Source organism: Agromyces sp. S2-1-8, from assembly GCF_021129215.1.
Lineage (GTDB): Bacteria > Actinomycetota > Actinomycetes > Actinomycetales > Microbacteriaceae > Agromyces > Agromyces chromiiresistens.
In genome coordinates this window covers 591,588-608,998 of the sequence record NZ_JAJOLP010000001.1, presented here as the reverse complement: position 1 = coordinate 608,998, position 17,411 = coordinate 591,588, and the positions used below count along the sequence as shown (strand labels likewise).

General features: G+C 71.8%; 15 protein-coding genes. 9 read left to right on the top strand and 6 right to left on the bottom strand.

Annotation, left to right across the window (positions count from 1 at the left end):
* Window positions 1–8: 8 nt before the first annotated feature.
* The 9 genes from LR269_RS02710 (at window position 9) to LR269_RS02670 (ending at window position 10,274) form a co-directional block, all read left to right on the top strand.
* Window positions 9–1,412, top strand: coding sequence for an extracellular solute-binding protein (locus LR269_RS02710; RefSeq protein WP_231429172.1), 1,404 nt, complete (start codon window positions 9–11; stop codon window positions 1,410–1,412).
* Window positions 1,412–2,344 carry a carbohydrate ABC transporter permease gene (locus LR269_RS02705; RefSeq protein ID WP_231429171.1) on the top strand — a complete coding sequence of 311 codons (933 nt, stop codon included), beginning with the start codon at window positions 1,412–1,414 and terminating at the stop codon, window positions 2,342–2,344. Before LR269_RS02710 ends, LR269_RS02705 begins: the two co-directional genes overlap by 1 nt.
* A complete protein-coding gene (locus tag LR269_RS02700) occupies window positions 2,341–3,204 on the top strand; it encodes a carbohydrate ABC transporter permease (RefSeq protein ID WP_231429170.1) in 864 nt (287 codons plus the stop codon). The genes LR269_RS02705 and LR269_RS02700 overlap by 4 nt, the downstream gene beginning before the upstream one ends.
* Window positions 3,204–4,280 carry an ABC transporter ATP-binding protein gene (locus LR269_RS02695; RefSeq protein WP_231429169.1) on the top strand — a complete coding sequence of 359 codons (1,077 nt, stop codon included), beginning with the start codon at window positions 3,204–3,206 and terminating at the stop codon, window positions 4,278–4,280. Before LR269_RS02700 ends, LR269_RS02695 begins: the two co-directional genes overlap by 1 nt.
* Before the next feature lie 4 nt (window positions 4,281–4,284).
* A complete protein-coding gene (locus LR269_RS02690) occupies window positions 4,285–5,541 on the top strand; it encodes a CehA/McbA family metallohydrolase (protein WP_231429168.1) in 1,257 nt (418 codons plus the stop codon).
* Window positions 5,542–5,595: 54 nt separating this feature from the next.
* Entirely contained in the window at window positions 5,596–8,373 is a 2,778-nt protein-coding gene (locus tag LR269_RS02685; RefSeq protein ID WP_231429167.1) for a glycoside hydrolase family 38 C-terminal domain-containing protein, read from the top strand.
* 72 nt (window positions 8,374–8,445) lie between these two features.
* Window positions 8,446–9,210: a GntR family transcriptional regulator gene (locus LR269_RS02680; protein WP_231429166.1), complete on the top strand. Its 765-nt coding sequence runs from the start codon at window positions 8,446–8,448 to the stop codon at window positions 9,208–9,210.
* 72 nt (window positions 9,211–9,282) lie between these two features.
* Window positions 9,283–9,528 (top strand): hypothetical protein, encoded by a 246-nt coding sequence (locus LR269_RS02675; protein WP_231429165.1) that lies wholly within the window; start codon window positions 9,283–9,285, stop codon window positions 9,526–9,528.
* 44 nt (window positions 9,529–9,572) lie between these two features.
* Complete coding sequence (locus tag LR269_RS02670) at window positions 9,573–10,274, top strand: Pr6Pr family membrane protein (protein ID WP_231429164.1); 702 nt, start codon at window positions 9,573–9,575, stop codon at window positions 10,272–10,274.
* On the opposite strand, the gene LR269_RS02665 is transcribed toward LR269_RS02670, so the two are convergent.
* The 6 genes from LR269_RS02665 to LR269_RS02640 form a co-directional block, all read right to left on the bottom strand.
* Window positions 10,192–10,488, bottom strand: coding sequence for a hypothetical protein (locus LR269_RS02665; protein WP_231429163.1), 297 nt, complete (start codon window positions 10,486–10,488; stop codon window positions 10,192–10,194). The genes LR269_RS02670 and LR269_RS02665 overlap by 83 nt on opposite strands.
* Before the next feature lie 563 nt (window positions 10,489–11,051).
* Entirely contained in the window at window positions 11,052–12,935 is a 1,884-nt protein-coding gene (gene iolD, locus LR269_RS02660) for a 3D-(3,5/4)-trihydroxycyclohexane-1,2-dione acylhydrolase (decyclizing) (protein ID WP_231432208.1), read from the bottom strand.
* 11 nt (window positions 12,936–12,946) lie between these two features.
* Window positions 12,947–13,927: a 5-deoxy-glucuronate isomerase gene (gene iolB / locus LR269_RS02655; protein ID WP_231429162.1), complete on the bottom strand. Its 981-nt coding sequence runs from the start codon at window positions 13,925–13,927 to the stop codon at window positions 12,947–12,949.
* A gap of 22 nt (window positions 13,928–13,949) precedes the next feature.
* Window positions 13,950–14,852: a class I fructose-bisphosphate aldolase gene (locus LR269_RS02650; RefSeq protein WP_231429161.1), complete on the bottom strand. Its 903-nt coding sequence runs from the start codon at window positions 14,850–14,852 to the stop codon at window positions 13,950–13,952.
* Complete coding sequence (gene iolC, locus LR269_RS02645) at window positions 14,839–15,867, bottom strand: 5-dehydro-2-deoxygluconokinase (RefSeq protein ID WP_231429160.1); 1,029 nt, start codon at window positions 15,865–15,867, stop codon at window positions 14,839–14,841. The genes LR269_RS02650 and iolC overlap by 14 nt, the downstream gene beginning before the upstream one ends.
* A 181-nt stretch (window positions 15,868–16,048) precedes the next feature.
* Entirely contained in the window at window positions 16,049–17,368 is a 1,320-nt protein-coding gene (locus tag LR269_RS02640; protein WP_231429159.1) for an FAD-binding oxidoreductase, read from the bottom strand.
* Between the last annotated feature and the right edge of the window lie 43 nt (window positions 17,369–17,411).

Sequence of the window (17,411 nt, the reverse complement as noted above, 5' to 3'; positions counted from 1 at the left end):
GGTCGAAGATGATCCACCACGCAAGGCGCAAGACCGTCGCGGCGATCGCACTCGCCGCAGCCGGCGCACTCGTGTTCACCGGATGCTCCGGTGACTCGAACGGTGACGAGAACGGTCCCGTCACCCTCACGATCACGGCGAACGCCATCACCGGCGGCAAGAACGCTGCCGAGGCCGACTGGGTCACCGACTGGGTGATCCCCCAGTTCGAGGACGCCATGAAGGAGGAGGGCAAGGACGTCACCGTCGAGTTCGAGCCCCAGGGCGTCGACGACGAGAACTACAAGACCAAGATCGCGCTCGACCTGCAGTCGGGCGAGGGCGCCGACATCATCGGCATGGACGGCATCTGGGTCGGCGAGTTCGCCGAGGCCGGCTACATCAAGCCGCTCAGCGACGTCGGCGGCGACGCCGTCGACGGCTGGGAGGGCTGGGACCAGATCCCCGAGGCCGTGCAGAACGCCGTCTCGTTCGACGGCGACCGCTACGGCGTGCCGCAGGGCGCCGACGGCCGCGTGCTCTACTACAACAAGGACCTGTTCGAGCAGGCGGGCCTGCCGGCGGACTGGCAGCCCGAGAGCTGGGACGAGGTGATCGAGGCCGGCAAGGCGCTCAAGAAGCTCGACGGCGTGACCCCGATCCAGCTCAACGCCGGCACGGCGATGGGCGAGGCGACGACCATGCAGGGCATGCTGCCGATGCTCGTCGGCACCGGCGAGCAGGTCTACGAGGAAGACAAGTGGGTCGGCGACACCGACGGCATGCGCGACGTGCTCGACCTCTACAAGACGATCTACGTCGACGAGGGCCTCGGCGACGCCGTGCTGCAGCAGGAGGCGTCCGGACGCGACACCTCGTTCCAGATGTTCGCCGCGAACCAGATCGGCATCCTGCTCGAGGGCGACTACTTCTGGCGCAGCGTCATCAATCCCGAAGAGGGCGTCGGCACCGCGCCGATGGCGAACCGCGACGACGTCGTCGGCTACACCAAGATCCCCGCGATGGAGCCCGGTTCGGGCATCGACGACCAGGACTTCGTGTCGATGTCGGGCGGCACGGGTCGTGTGCTCAACCCCAACAGCGACCACCCCGAGCTCGCGTGGGACCTGCTCGCCTTCATGAACTCGAAGGAGGCCTACGAGGCCCGCAACGAGGGCACTATCTCGATCACGCCGCGCACCGACGTCAATGACGAGATCCTCTCCGAAGACCCGATGCTGACCTACGTGAGCGAAGAGGTGCTGCCGATCACCGCGTACCGGCCGCCGCTCGCGGCGTACCCGCAGGTTTCGACCGCGATGCAGCAGGCAAGCCTCGACGTGGTGTCGGGCACGAGCGTCGACGACGCCCTGGCGACCTACGTCGACTCGCTCAAGGACATCGTCGGCGACGACGCGGTCTCGGGTGACTGATGACGGCGAGCACCACCACCCCGGCGGGGAGCCTCACGGCTCCCCGCCGTCGGCGGGCCGACGACGTCGCGGGCCTCGGCACGGCCCGCGCCGGCATCTTCGTCGCCCCCGCCCTCACCCTCATCGGGCTGTTCCTGCTGTTCCCGGCGGTCTGGACCATCTGGCTCGGCATGACCGACTACCGGCTGACCGGCCTGCAGGCCGCGTCGCCCGAGTTCGTCGGCCTCGACAACTACGTCGAGGCGCTCACCGACCCGTCGTTCTGGAACTCGCTGTGGCTGACCCTCGTCTTCGTGGTCGCCTCGGGCATCGTGGGCCAGACCCTCATCGGCTTCGCGCTCGCATGGTCGGTCCGCAACATCCACGGCTGGGTGAAGGCCCTCATCGAGGGCCTCGTGCTCGCCGCCTGGGTGATCCCGGCCTCCGTCGCCTCGTTCCTCTGGCTCGTGCTCATGGACCGGCGCTCGGGCACCCTCAACGGACTTCTCGGCACCGACGGCTACGCGTGGCTGATCGAGCATCCGATGGAGGCGATCATCCTCTTCAACATCTGGGTGGGCACCGCCTTCTCGATGCAGCTGTTCTCGTCGGCGCTGAGCGCCGTGCCACCGTCGCAGATCGAGAGCGCGAAGATGGTCGGCGCCTCGGGATGGCAGCAGCTGCGCGACGTGATCATCCCGAACATCAAGGGTCACATCCTCACGAACACGCTGCTCATCACGCTGTGGACGTTCAACACCTTCACGCCCTACCTCGTCACGGCGGGCGGCCCGAACGGCAAGACCGAGATCCTCTCGGTGTACATCTACGAGACGGCGATCCCCGGCGGCCAGCTCGGCCTCGGCGCCGCGATCTCGCTCATCATGCTGCTCATCAACCTCGTCATCGCGCTCGCCTACATCCGCGTGTCGAGAGGAAGGAAGAAGGGATGACCGGCAGCACCGAAACCGTGCGCAAGGTCGCGTCGAACACGACCGTGCGGCACTACCTCGCCCGCGTCGCCTTCGGCCTCGTGCTGACGATCGTCGGCCTGCTGTTCGCGCTGCCGCTCGTGTGGCTCGTGCTCGCGCCGTTCGACGCGACCCCGACGCTCTCGCTCGAGTGGCCCGACTGGACGCTCGACAACTTCGCGCGCCTCTTCCAGAACCCGTACGCCATGCGTTCGATCGGCAACTCGCTGCTGCTCGGCGTGGGCACGATGATCATCGTCGTCGTGCTCGGCGCGCTCGCCGCCTACGCGATGAGTCGCATCCGCATCCCGGGGCGCGACGGCATCCTCTACGGGCTGCTGCTGCTCTCGTCGATCGTGACCGGCACGGCCGCGATGGTGCCGACGTTCCAGATCATCACCTCGCTGGGGCTCATCAACACCTACACGGGCGTGCTGCTCGTGCTGGCCGGCGGCATCCTGCCCACCGTCATCTTCATCCTCAAGGACTTCATGGATTCGATCCCGAAGTCGTACGAGGAGTCGGCCCGGCTCTACGGCGCAGGTCCCTTCCGCATCCTCCGCGACGTCGTCGTGCCGATCGCGCGGCCGGGCCTCGCGTTCATCGCGATCTGGACGATCGTGCAGGTGTGGGGCAACTTCCTGGTGCCGTTCATCCTGCTGCGCAGCCCCGACCTGCAGCCGGCCGCCGTGCTCATGTACACCTTCTACACCGAGAGCGGACAGGCCGACCTCCGGCTCATCTCGGCCTTCGCCCTGCTGTTCTCCGCTCCCGTCCTCATCATCTACTTCGTCGTGAACCGTCGCTACGGTTTCCGCTTCCATGGAGGTATCAAGTCCTGATGGCCGGCATCAACGCCACCCGACTCGTCAAGGAGTACCCCGGCGGGGTGCGCGGCGTCGACGAGGTCGACGTCGAGATCAACGACGGCGAGTTCTTCGCCCTGCTCGGCCCCTCGGGCTGCGGCAAGACCACCCTGCTGCGCTCGATCGCGGGCCTCGAGGCGATCTCATCGGGGCAGCTCGTGATCGGCGACCGCGACGTGACCGACGCCGAGCCCGGCGCCCGCGGCGTCGCGATGGTCTTCCAGGACTACGCCCTGTTCCCGCACATGGATGTCGCGGACAACATCGCCTACCCGCTGCGCATCAAGCGCGTGAAGCGCGACGACCGCCGTGCGACGGCGGAGAAGGTCGCCGACGGCCTGAGCCTGCAGGGCCTCATCGAGCGCCGGCCCGGACAACTCTCTGGCGGCCAGCAGCAGCGCGTGGCCCTCGCCCGGGCGGTCGCCACCCGGCCCGACGTGCTGCTGCTCGACGAGCCGCTGTCGAACCTCGATGCGCGGCTGCGGCTCGAGGCGCGCACCTTCCTCAAGGAGCTGCAGCGCGACCTCGGCGTGACCACGGTGTTCGTGACCCACGACCAGGCCGAGGCGCTCGCGCTCGCCGACCGCATCGCGGTGATGAAGGCGGGCAAGCTGCAGCAGATCGGCTCGCCGCGCGAGGTCTTCCAGCGGCCGAACAACACGTTCGTGGCGGGCTTCATCGGATCGAACCCGATGAACCTCGTGCCGGCCACCGTCTCGGCCGGGGCGATCGCGATCGGCGACGCCGTGTCGACGACCCTGCCCCCGGGCACGGAGGACCATGTGCGCGAGGGCCAGTCGGTCGTGTGGGGCGTGCGCCCCGAGTACCTGCGTTGGACCACGGCCGACGAGCCGGGCGCGATCGCGGCCGAGGTGAGCGTCGTCGAGAACCTCGGCGCGAGCGTGCTCATCGCGGTGCACGTCGACGGCCACAAGCTGCAGGTCGTCGTGCCCGAAGACCACGAGCCCGCCCCGGGCGACCGCGGCTACCTCGTGCCGACCGGTTCGAAGACCCTGCTCTTCGACGCCGAGTCGACCGAGCGCATCGGGTGACGCGGTGACGACGATCCGCCGCACCGTCCCCGTCACGGTCGACGTGCAGAACGCCGATCGGTACCTGAACGTGCCGTTCGAGGTGCCCGCGGGCACCGACTCGCTCGAGGTCGTCATCCGCTTCGACCCGAGCGAGTCCGGCATCGACCTCGGCTGCGCCGGTGCCGGCGGCTGGCGCGGCTGGTCGGGCGGCGCGCGCACCGAGTACGTCATCACGGCGACGGATGCCACGCCCGGGTACCTTCCGGGCGAACTCGAGCCGGGGGAGTGGAACGTCGTGCTCGGTCTCCACCGCGTGCCGCTCCAGGGCGTCGAGGTCGAAGTCGAGATCACGATGCCCTCGTCGCGACCGGTGCCACCGGTGCCCGAGGCCGCACCGGTCGCCCGCGAGGTGCGCGGCAGCGATCGCGGGCTCCCGGCCGAGGCGGGACTGACCTGGTTCGCCGGCGACTTCCACGGGCACACGATCCACTCCGACGGCCGACTCCCGATCGGCGGGCTCGCGGCACTCGGCGTGGCATCCGGCCTCGACTTCATGGCGGTGACCGACCACAACACCGTGAGCCACCACGCCCACCTGCCCGGCGAGGGTGCGAAGCACGGCATCACGCTGCTGCCGGGCCAGGAGGTCACGACCCATCGCGGCCACGCGAACGCGTTCGGCGAGATCGGCTGGATCGACTTCCGCGAGCCCGCGCAGCATTGGGTCGACGAGGTCGACCGGCGCGGAGGCATCCTGAGCATCAACCACCCGATCTCGGGCGACTGCTCGTGGCTGCACCGTCTCGAACGCCGCCCCGCGGCGGTCGAGCTGTGGCACGCGACGTGGTTCCTCGAGCTCATCTCGACGGCGCCGTTCGCCTGGTTCCGCACCTGGCCCGCCGGCGCGACCCTGCTCGGCGGCAGCGACGTGCACATGCTCGAGGAGCCGCAACGACCCGGCACCCCCACCACGTGGGTCGCCGCCGAGGATGCCTCGGCCGAGGCCATCCTCGAGGGGGTGCGCGCCGGTCGCACCGCCGTCACGGGCAGCGGTCGCTTCGACGGCACGGTGCTCATGCCCGAGCTCATGCGCGCACCCGCCCTCGTGCGTCTCGGCGACGAGGTCGTCGCGGTCGACGCCGAGGGGCTCGTGCTCGTCGACGGTTTCGGCCGACGGCGATCGGTGCGTGCCGCGCGGGAGTCGTTCGCGGCCGACCCGGCTGACGGGCCCCACTACCTGGTGCTCGCCGACCGCCGCATCATGGCGCTCTGCGCCTGAGCCCAACTCCTTCTCCTTCACCTCCGCCCCTTCCTTCTTCACCCGGAGCCGCCCATGGACACCCCCGACGAACTCGTGATCGTGCCGCACACCCACTGGGACCGCGAGTGGTACGAGCCGCACGACGTCTTCCGGCTGCGCCTCGTGCACATGGTCGACCGGCTGCTCGACACGCTCGAGCAGAACCCCGGCTACCGGTTCACGCTCGACGGGCAGGCCGCGGCCGTCGACGACTACCTCGAGATGCGGCCCGAGCAGCGCGAGCGCATCGCCGCTGCGGTCGAGCGGGGGCAGCTCGCGGTGGGGCCGTTCCTCATCCTGCTCGACGAGTTCCTGTGCGACGGCGAGACGATCGTGCGCAACCTCGAGCTCGGGCTGCGCTCGAGCCGCCGGCTCGGGACCGAGATGCGGCTCGGGTACCTGCCCGACATGTTCGGCCACTCGGCGCAGATGCCGCAGCTCCTGCGCGGTTTCGGCCTGCGCGACGCGATGCTGTGGCGCGGAGTGCCCGCCCGGGTCGACTCGCACGCCTTCGCGTGGACCGCGCCCGACGGCTCGACCGTGCGCACCGAGTACCTGATGGACGGCTACGGCAACGCGCTCGACCTGTTCGCCCTGCCGGGGCAGCTCGACCGACTCGTGCGCGAGTATCGCGACCAGGTCGCGGGCCGCTACGGCTCTGAGCCGATCCTCGGCATGCTCGGCACCGACCACAGCGCGCCGCCGGCCGATCTCATGCAGGTCGTCGAGGCGGCGAACGGCGAGGTCGAGCTCACCGTCGACACCGCCGAGGGCTACGTGCGCCGGGTCGCACCCGGGTGGGCGGCCGGCGACGACGGCGCGCTCGCGGGCCTGCCCGTCGTCGCGGGCGAGCTGCGCTCGCACGCGCGGGGCAACCTGCTGCCCGGCGTCTTCTCGATCCGCACGAACCTCAAGCAGGCGATGGCCGACGCCGAGCGTCGCCTGGGCGTCGCCGAGCGGCTCGACGCCGCGTTCGGCTCCGACGACCACCGCGCGTTCTTCGACACCGCCTGGTACCGGCTCGTCGAGTCGACCGCGCACGACTCGGTGACCGGTTGCGGCGTCGACGCCACCGCGAGCGAGGTCGAGGGCCGGCTCGCCACCGCCGCGCACGTCGCCCGCGGCGTCGTGCTGCGCACGATGGAGCGCATCGCCGCCTCGGTGACGCCCGACCGGCACGTCGTCGCGAACCCGACCGGCTTCGCGCGGCGGGCGCACGTCGAGATCCGACTGCACGACCCCGAGCGGCTCGAGCTCGGAAGCGGCGTGCAGCTGCTCGACGCGCTGCCCGAAGTGCTCGGCGACGAGACCATGGCGACCCGCGAACTGCGCAAGCTGCTCGCCCGTATCCACGGCCGCGAGCTGTTCGGCCAGCTCATCAACGACTGGACCTTCACCGACCACGGCGTCCGGTTCCAGGTGGCCGAGGCGCCCGTCGGCGACTTCGATCTCGCCGCGTTCACGGAGGAGCTCGAGCGGCGCATCGCCTCCGACCCGACCGGCGAGCGCACCTGGCGGGTCGAGATCATGGCCGACCCCCGCCGCGTCGCACTCGTCGGCGTCGACGTCGGCGGCATCGCGCTCGCCGAGCTCGACCCCGCCACCGCGACGGTGTCCGACGACCCGGTGACGGCCAGCGGCCGCACCCTTGCGAACCGGCGGCTCACCGCCACCGTCGACGAGCGCGGCAACGTCACGATCGAGGCCGCCGACGGCACCGTGCTCCGCGACGCGCTGCGGCTGGTCGACGAGGGCGACCGCGGCGACTCCTACAACTACGGCCCGGTGTCCGCGGCGACGGCCGTGACCGACCCCGACGAGGTCGAGGTCGCGGTGCTCGAAGCGGGCCCGCTGCGCGGGCGGCTGCGCGTGCGGCGCCGGTACGCCGTGCCCGCACGGCTCGACGCCCGCGACCACGACGCCCGCGCCGAGGCATCCGTGCCGCTCGTCGTCGACACCGTGCTCGAACTGCGCGAGGGCGAGCCGATGCTGCGGGTCGAGGTCGACTTCGTGAACCCCGCAGCCGACCACCGCCTGCGCGTGCTCGTACCCACGGCCGAGCGGGCGCTTGCCGGTTCGTCGGCCGCCGGGCAGTACGTCGTCACCGAGCGCGGCCGCGAGGGCGAGGGAGGTTGGGGCGAGTTCCCGCTGCCGACCTACCCGGCCGCCCGGTTCGTGCACGCGGGGCGGGCGAGCCTCATCGTGACGAAGCACTCGGAGTACGAGGTCGTCGCCGACGAGCGCTCGGGCGACGATGCGATCGCGCTCACCCTCGTGCGCGCCGTCGGCATGATGAGCGTCAACGTGCACCCGCTGCGCGACGAGCCGGCCGGCGGCCAGTTCGAGGTTCCGGGTGCGCAGTACCTCGGCACCCGCGTGCGCACCTCGTTCGCCGTGCTGCCCTCGGCCGCGGGCTGGGCCGAGTCGGGCGCGGCCCGCTGGTCGGAGCTCGTGCGCACCGAACCCGAGGTCGTGCGCGGCACTCGCGGCGGCCCCGCGGTCGTGGGCGGCGTCGCGGGCGCGGGCGGAGCCGCCGGCGCGGCCGACGACCTGCCCGCCGGACCGGTGCTCGAGGTCGGCGGCGATGTCGTGCTCGAGTCGCTGCGTACGGTGACGGATGCCTCGGGCGCGCCCGTGCTCGAGGCGCGATTCGTGAACTACCGGGGTGCGGCGCAGCCGCTCGCCGCCCGTGCCGACGGCGTCTGGGACCGCACCGACCTCACCGGCGCCGCGCTCGAGACCGACGTCGACCTCGCGTCGTTCGAGATCGGGGCGGCGCGCATCGAGACGTTCCGGCGGCGATCCGCGTGACCCTCGGTCACGGGTGAACCGCGAGACCCGCCGACCGTCTACTGTCAGAACATCCGAACAACTGGAGAAACGATGGCCCAGCTCCCCGAGCAGCGACTTCCCGTCGAGCTGTTCCTCGACCTCGACCGCTCGGGGCCGGTGCCGCTGTACTACCAGATCTCCAGCCGGCTCGAGCAGGCGATCCGCGACGAGACGCTGCCCGCGGGGTCGCGTCTCGAGAACGAGGTGGCGCTCGCGGCCCGCCTCGGGCTGTCGCGACCGACGATCCGCCGTGCCATTCAGGAGCTCGTCGACCAGGGGCTGCTCGTGCGCCGGCGCGGCATCGGCACGCAGGTCGTGCACGGAAAGGTCACGCGCAACGTCGAGCTGACGAGCCTTTACGAAGACCTCGAGCGATCGGGCCAGAAGCCCGAGACCGCGGTGCTCGCGGTCGAGCAGGGCGCCGCCGACGAGCGGGTCGCCGAGGCGCTCGGCGTCGAGCTCGGAAGCCCCGTGCTGCACATCCGGCGCCTCCGCAGTGCCGACGGGGTGCCGCTCGCGATCCTCGACAACGTGCTGCCCGAGCCGTTCATCGACCTCGACCGCGAGGCGCTGGAGAAGCACGGGCTCTACCAGCTGCTGCGTGCCCGCGGCGTGACCATGCGCGTCGCCAAGCAGCGCATCGGCGCCCGGGCCGCGACCGCCGGCGAGGCCGAACTGCTCGACCTCTCGCGCGGCGCGCCCGTGCTCACGATGTCGCGCACGGCGTTCGACAACTCGGGCGTCGCGGTCGAGTTCGGCCAGCACTGCTACCGACCCGACCGGTACTCGTTCGAGGTGACGCTCGTCGATCGGTGAGCGGCGGGGTGCGGCGGCGCGCTCATCGGTGATCGTGAGGAAGCTTTCGCTGGTCGATGCGGGGCGCGAGGGGTGATCGCGAACTCGGGGGCCATCATCGCGGCGGAGTATCCGCCGGCGATTCCCGAACTGGAAGACCGCGTGCCGGCGCGGGGCGCGACCGTGAAGGCGGGGGACCCGCTGTCGGTCGCTGTGATCGTCGAACGCGGAGAAGCACCGGGTCACGCCGAAGGGATCCGCGTCGTGTACGAGGTCGCGGGCGTCGAGTCCGCCGCGATCGGTGGCATGCAGTACGACCTCGTCGACCGCTGCTCCTGAACCGTCCTCCGAGCCGCGCCGATGCGCTCACTAGGCTGGCCCGCATGACCCCGCGCCGACGGCCGCCGAACGCTGCTCGCGCGATCGCCGGAGCGCGCATCGGTGCGGCGGCGGTGTGCATCGCGGTGCTCGGATACGCCTACGCACTCCGTGTCTCCGTCGGCGACGGCAGCGCCTTCGACTTCTTCGGCTACTTCACGAACCAGACGAGCCTGCTCACGAGCGTCGTGCTGGTGGGCACCGGCGCGATCGCGCTCCGAGGTCGCCGCGTGCCCGACTGGCTCTCGACGGCGCGCGGCATCGCCGTCGCGTGCCTCGTCGTCGTCGCACTCGTCTACAACCTGCTCGTGCCGGGCACGGGGTCGGCGCCCCCCTGGGTGAGCGCCCTGCTCCACCTCGTCTTCCCGGTCGCGGTCGTGCTCGACTGGATGCTCGTCGCCGACCGACCGGCGCTGCCGTGGCGGCGACTCTGGCTCGTCCTGCCGTACCCGATCGCCTGGCTCGTCGTCGTGCTCGCACGCGGCGTCACCGACGGCTGGGTTCCCTACGGATTCCTCTTGCTCGAGCGGGGGCTGCCGTCGCTCGTCGCCCACGTCGTCGGCTTGCTCGCCGCGCTGCTCGCGGCGGGTGCACTCGTGTGGGCGGCCAGTCGACTGCGGGTGTTCACGATCGCCGATGCGGGCCCGCCCACGGCAGTGCCGTCTGCGCCCCCAGCACCATCGTCGGCGCGGATGCCTCGGGGTTGAACACCTCGTCGGAGGTGACGACCGCACCGACGATGTGAGCGGCCGTGCGGTGGCGGTGCCGCGCGCGCACGAGCCAGGGCAACGCGACGAGGCAGAGCACGAACGGCGTGACGAAGATGCTCGCGAGTGCGAGTGCCGGCCAGGTCTCGCCGGTGACGCCCATGGCCGTAGGGTACGCCCGCACGCCGTCGGCGTCGACAGCGCGGGCCGCCATGGGCGGTCAGCCTAATCGGTCGGTTCGTCGGCCGGGTCGGGGAGGTACGCCGTGAAGTCGATCGGCACAGTCGGCGGCTGGGTCGAGTCGGGCGGCCCGAGTGGGAGCATCGTCGGTTCCTTTCTCACGCCGGGCGCGAAGCTGGTGCGGCGGCCGGTGCAGACGGCCGCCGCACTAGAGATATGTCCGGCACCGGCCGAAAGGTTCCACCATCTCCGAAATCAGTGACGTGCCACGGCCTCGACGAACCGTTCGACGGTCATGTCGTCGGGAAGCGCCACCACGAGATGATCGCCGGTCATCGGCTCGACCACCGCCACCTCGATGGCCCCGTGCGCCGTGGTCGCCGCACCCGCAACGCCGACCGAAGCGCATCCGGTCGGAAGCAGCACCGACAGGCCGACTCCGCAGACCGCACCGACCCCGCGGGCCCTATCGACGAAAGCACCCACTGACGGCCTCCCCATCGAGTCCCACCGGTGCGTGGTTGCGCCCGGGGTCCTCACGCCATCGGTGCCCGGGCGGCCCGTACAGGTGTCGGCGCCGGAGAACGCTCGACGGGCTCAGCCGACCAGCGGGCGCTGCGCCTTGCGTGCCTCGTCGTACCCGGCGCGAGCCTCCTGGATGCTCGGCGTCGACGAGACCTCCGACATGGGCACGTCCCACCAGCCGCCGCCGTCGGGCCCGCCGAGCAGCGGGTCGCTCTCGACGTGGATGAGCGTCGTGGTGTCCGAGGCCTTCGCAGTCGCCATCGCCCGGCCGAGCTCGGCGATCACGTCGGGACCGGGCGCGATCTCGATCACGTCGACTCCGTAGCTGCGCGCGTTCGCGGCGAGGTCGACGGGCAGCACCGCACCGGCCTGGAAGTTGCGCGCCACCTCGTCGTACTCCCGGTAGCGGGTGCCGAAGCGCTGCGAGCCGACCGACTCCGAGAGGTTGCCGATCGAGGCGAAGCCCTGGTTCTGCACGAGCACGACGATGAGCTTCTGCCCCTCGGCGACGGCGGTCACGAGCTCGGTGTGCAGCATCAGGTACGAGCCGTCGCCCACCATGACGATGACGTCGCGGTCGGGCGCCGCACGCCGCACGCCCAGGCCGCCCGCGATCTCGTAGCCCATGCACGAGAACGCGTACTCGACGTGGTAGCCGAGCGGGTCGCGCACCCGCCACATGCGGTGCAGGTCGCCCGGCAGCGAGCCCGCGGCCTGCACGACCACGTCGCGCGGGTCGCTCGCCGCCTGCACCGCGCCGATGATCTCGGCCTGACTCGGCCGATCGCGGCCCGACGGCTCGAACGCGGCGTCGACCGAGGCATCCCACTCGGCCTTCTCGCGCGCCATGCGCTCACGCAGGTCGTCGCCCACGCGGTAGCCCTCGAGTGCTCGCGCGAGGGCCTCGAGGCCCTCACGCGCGTCGGCGATGAGCGGCAGCTGCGTGCCGTGCTTGTACGCGTCGAACGACGCGACGTTGAGATTCACGAACTGCACGTCGGGGTGCTGGAACGCCGTGCGGCTCGCCGTCGTGAAGTCGCTGTACCGGGTGCCGACGCCGATCACGAGGTCGGCCTCGGCGGCGAGCCGGTTCGCGGCCGTCGTGCCGGTCGCGCCGACGCCGCCGAGGTAGGCCGGGTGATCCCACGGCAGGGCGCCGCCGCCCGCCTGGGTCGTGCCGACGGGGATGCCGGTCGCCTCGACGAGGCGACGGAGCACGTCCTCGGCGCCCGAGTACAGCACGCCGCCGCCCGCGACGATGAACGGCCGCTTCGCGGCCCGGATCGCCGCGACCGCGCGCTCGAGCGGGCCCGCCTCGGGCACCGGCCGGCGGACGTGCCACTCGCGGTCGGCGAGGAAGGCGAGCGGCACGTCGATCGCCTCGGCCTGCACGTCCTCGGGCAGCGCGATCGTCACGGCGCCCGTCTCGACCGGGTCGGTCAGCACGCGCATCGCGGCGAGGGCGATCGAGAAGAGCTGCTCGGGCCGCTCGACCCGGTCGAAGTACCGCGACAGCGGCCGGAACGCGTCGGTCACCTGCACGCTCGTGTCGTGCGGCAGCTCGAGCTGCTGCAGCACGGGGTCGGCGACCCGGGTCGCGAACGTGTCGCTCGGCAGCAGCAGTGCGGGCAGCCGGTTGCTCGTCGCGAGCGCCGCCCCCGTGAGCATGTTCGCGGCGCCCGGCCCGACCGACGCAGCGCTCGCGAACGTGGCCCGCCGGCGGCGCATGCGCGCGTAGCCGACCGACTGGTGCACCATCGCCTGCTCGTTGCGCGCCTGGTAGTACGGCATGAGCTCGGGGTCGGCGGCGTTCGACTCCATGAGCGCCTGCCCGAAGCCGGCGACGTTGCCGTGCCCGAAGATGCCGATCACGCCCGGGATCGTGCGCTCCCGCACGTCGCCGTCGACGGTCCACTGGTGGGCCAGGAACTCGACGAGGGCCTGGCCGACGGTCATGCGCTTGGTGGTCACTGCGGGGTTCCTTCGTTCGGCGCGGTCGCGGTGGCCGCGGTCGGGTGCGAGGCCGGAGCCGACGCCGGGAACGGCAGCCGCGGGTCGACGGTCTCGTCGTCCCACGTGTCGCGCACCCAGGCGTGGGCGGGCTCGTCGGTGATGCGCCAGACGCGCTCGCCGGGGCCGGCCATCACGTTGAGGTAGTACAGGTCGTAGCCCGGCGCCGCGGCGGCCGGTCCGTGGTAGCCGCCGGGCAGCAGCGCGACGTCGCCGGTCGTGACGCGCTCGTCGATCGCGATCTCGGTCACCGACGAGGATGACGCGGAGAACAGCGCGAACGGCTCGGCGGTGCCGTGCGGCGCCGGCCGCGAGGCATCCCCGCGCGTGACGGCCGCCTCGAAGTAGTAGATCTCCTCGAGCTGCGACTCGACGCCGGGCACCTCCTCGTCGTGCTTGTGCGGCGGGTACGACGACCAGTTGCCTGCGGGCGTGATGACCTCGCACACGATGAGCCGCTCGGCCGCCATGACGGCAGGCGTGCCGAGGTCGTGCACCTGCCTGCTCGCCTGCCCGCGGCCGCGCAGTTCGACGGGCGCCTCGTCGCGACCGATGAGCCGAAGCGCATGCCTCGTGGTCGCGGGCGCCTCGGCCACCGCGAGCCTGCCGGGGCCGGTGACGACGGCGCTCGCCCCGACGGGAAGGTAGAGCGTGTCGGTCGGCCCGTCGAATACGGAGCCGCGGCCGTCGAGGTCGAACGCGTGAGCGGTGCCGTCGGCGTCGACGACCTCGACGTGCACGCCGCCGCCCCCGAGCGGCACGAGCTGGCGCTCGATCTCACCCGCGGGCAGCTCGAGACCCGCATCGCCGCGGTCGCCGAGCTCGGCGACCCGCAGGCCCGTGTGCCGCCAGCCGGGCAGCGAATCGTCGACGACGATGCTCCAGCCGTCGCGGGCGAGCGAGCCGTGCGGGTGGAACCAGGCGGCGTCGGTGCTCATCTCTCGTCTCCCAGGTCTCGCGTCAGGCGTCGTGCACGAGCGCGGCGGCGGTGTCGACGGCGTGCTGCACGTCGTGATCGGGCGGATACAGGAGCGTACGTCCGACGACGAGGCCGCGCACGCCGGGCAGCGCGAGCGCGTCGCGCCAGTTCGCGTAGGCCGCATCGGGGTCGGCGGTGCGCTCGCCGCCGAGCAGCAGCGTCGGCATCGTGGTCGCAGCCATCACCCGCGCCATGTCGTCGACGACGGGCAGCTTCATCCACGTGCAGGCCGAGCTCGACCCGAGACCCGCCGCGATCGCCACCGATGTGATGACCGCCTCGGTGCTGAGCTCGTTCACGACGCGGCCGTCTCTCCGCGTGCTCATGAACGGCTCGAGCATGATGGGCAGGCTCGCCGCCGAGGCATCCGTCACGGCTCGGGCGGTCGCCCCGATCGTCGCGGCCGTGGCGGGATCGTCGAGGTCGATGCGCAGCAGCGTCTTCGCGAAGTCGAGCCGGTCGCGCACGATGCCGTCGATGTCGTAGGCCGTGAACCGGTCGTCGAGCTCGAAGCTCGCGCCGCGGAGGCCGCCGCGGTTCATCGAGCCGACGACGACCTTGTCGTCGAGGAGGCCGAGCAGCGCGAGGTCGTCGACGATGTCGGGGGTTCCCAGCACGCCGTCGACGCCCGGGCGCGAGAGCGCGAGCGCCAGCCGGTCGAGCAGCTCGTAGCGGTCGGCCATCGCCATCGGCTCGTCGCCGACTCCGAGCGCGCCGCGCGCCGGGTGATCGGCGGCGAGGATGAAGAGGCGCCCGTCTTCGCCCAGCAGCGGGCGGCGGGTGCGGCCGGCGTGGGCGTCGGCGATCGCACCGGGCCCGGCCGCGCGCAGTTCGCGCAGCCGGCCGAATCGGGCCTCTTCGAGGTATCGATCACCGTGCGACATCGGACGCTCCTTCCGGCAGACGGCTCACGGGGCCGGTTTCGCCCGCGGCGCGTCCGGGACCGGCACTGCGCCGGGCCTCGACCTCGGCGGTCGTCGGCATCGCCGTCGAGCACTCACGACGCGAGGCGACGATCGCTCCGGCGACGTTGGCGAAGGCGATCGTGCGATCGAGGGGCCAGCCCGAGAGCAGCCCGTGGCACAGCGCGCCGCCGAAGCCGTCGCCCGCACCGAGCCCGTTGACGACGTCGACCGGGAAGCTCGGGGCCTCGACCGTCTCGTCGCGAGTCTTCGCGAGCACGCCGTCGGGACCGCGCTTGACGACCGCGAGCTCGACGCCTCGGGCGAGCAGCGCGTCGGCGGCGCGGTGCGGGTCGCGCTCGCCGACGGCGATCTCGCACTCCTCCTGATTGCCGACGGCGACGGTGACGTGGTCGAGCGCGCGGCTCACCTCACGGCGGGCCTCGTCGGGCGACGACCAGAACATGGGTCGGTAGTCGAGGTCGAGGATCGTGAGCGGCCGCCGCTCGCGGGCGGCCCACGCGGCGTGGTGCGCGGCGCGGCTCGGCTCTGCGCTGAGGCCCGTGACCGTCGCCCAGAACACACCGGCGTCACGGATCGCGTCGAGCGGCAGGCTCTCGGCCGTGATCTCGAGGTCGGGCGCCTTCGGGCTGCGGTAGAACACCAGCGGGAAGTGGTCGGGCGGGAAGATCTCGCAGAACGTGATGGGCGTCTGCAGTGCGTCGACGGTGCCGACGAACGCGGTGTCGACGCCGAAGCCGCCGAGCTCGCGACGGATGTAGCGGCCGAAGGCGTCGTCGCCCGTGCGCGTGATGACGGCGCTCGACCGGCCGTGCCGGGCCGCCGCGATGGCGACGTTCGTCGCACTGCCGCCGACGGACTTCGAGAACGTGTCGACGTCTTCGAGATGCACGCCGTCCTGCAGCGGATAGAGATCGACGCCGACCCGCCCCATCGTGATGATCTCGAACCGGCTCGTTGCGGTGGTGCTGGTCATACTGCGCCGTACAACTTTCTCTCGGGGCCGCGAGCGCTTCCCCGGCGCTCGCGGTGCGATCAGTCTACACAGAATGTCCTAACAAAGTTTGACAGATATGACGGCCGAGGACGGTTCGGGCCGGGCACGACGAAACCCGGGCCGCGGCGGGTGCCGCGACCCGGGTGCGTCACGAGGTCGCTCAGCCCGCCGGTGCGATGTTGTGATTGCGCCGGAACGCGTTGCCCGGGTCGACCTCGGCCTTGATGCGGCGGAGTCGCTCGAGCGTCGCCGGCGGGTACATCGATGCCGTGATCTCGTCGCTGCGGTTCGCCTCGAAGCCGCCGTACGAACCGGTCGTGAACGCGATCGCCGCATCACTGCCCGCCTTCACCGCGGTGACGAGCTCGGGAGCGGCATCGGCCGGCAGCACGCCGTTGACGACGACGAGCGCCTCGGCGTCGCGATGGGCGATCGCCGTGTCATCGGCAGCGACCCTCGAGAACGCGCCGCCGAGCCAGCGCAGCAGCGCCATCGTCGGCACGTCGCGCGCGTACGCCGCGGCGACCGCCTCGAGCAGTTCGTCGGAGACCTCGGGCGCGAAGCCGTTGCCGCCCACGAACTGGAACGGCGGTCGCCCGGGCGGGGCGTCTTCGAGCAGGTCGCCGTACGCGAGCGGTGCGAGGTCGACCTTCGTGACCGACGGCAGCGCGAGCAGCGGTGCGGCGAGCTCGCGCAGTTCGGCCTCGGTTCCGCGGAGGGCGATGCCGACCTGCGGGCCGCCGGGCATCTCGGGACCCATCGGGGGCATGAGCATGATCGACGAGTTCAGGTCGTCGGAGCCTGCGCGCATGACCTCGCGCCAGGCCCGCAGCACGGTCGGCACGTCGGAGCGGTCGAAGTGGATCGAACCGCCGACGAGTCCGTCGACGGAGCTCGCCTGCACGGTGAAGCGCGTGACGACGCCGAAGTTGCCGCCGCCGCCGCGCAGCGCCCAGAACAGGTCGGGGTGCGACTCGGCGTTCACGATGAGCACCTCGCCCGCTGCGGTCACGAGTTCGACCTCGCGGAGCGCGTCGATCGTGAGGCCGTAGGTGCGCACGAGCCAGCCGATGCCGCCGCCGAGCAGAAGCCCGCCGACGCCCACCTGGCGGGTGTCGCCGGAGCTGATGCCGAGACCGCGGGGCGCGAGCGCCGCCGCGACGTCGCCCCAGTGGGCGGCCGGGCCGAGGGTGACGAGGCCGGCGTCGTCGACCTCGATCGTGTCGAACTCGCCCATGTCGACGACGAGCCCGTCGTCGACCGGGAGGAGGCCGTGCCCGCCGCTGCGGACGGCGATGGAACGGCCGGCCGACGATGCCGCGGCCACCGCGGTCGCGATCTCGTCGACCGTGTGCGGCCGCACGACGGCCTCGGGGTCGCCGGCGCCCGCGAAGACGGTGCGGCCGGTGTCGTATTCGGATGCGCCGGGACCGAAGGCCCGGCCTGGGAGTTGCTCGCTCAGATCGGTGAGAAGAGACATTTCGTCAGTCTGGCAGCGGCCGCCGACACGCGGAAGCGTGCTC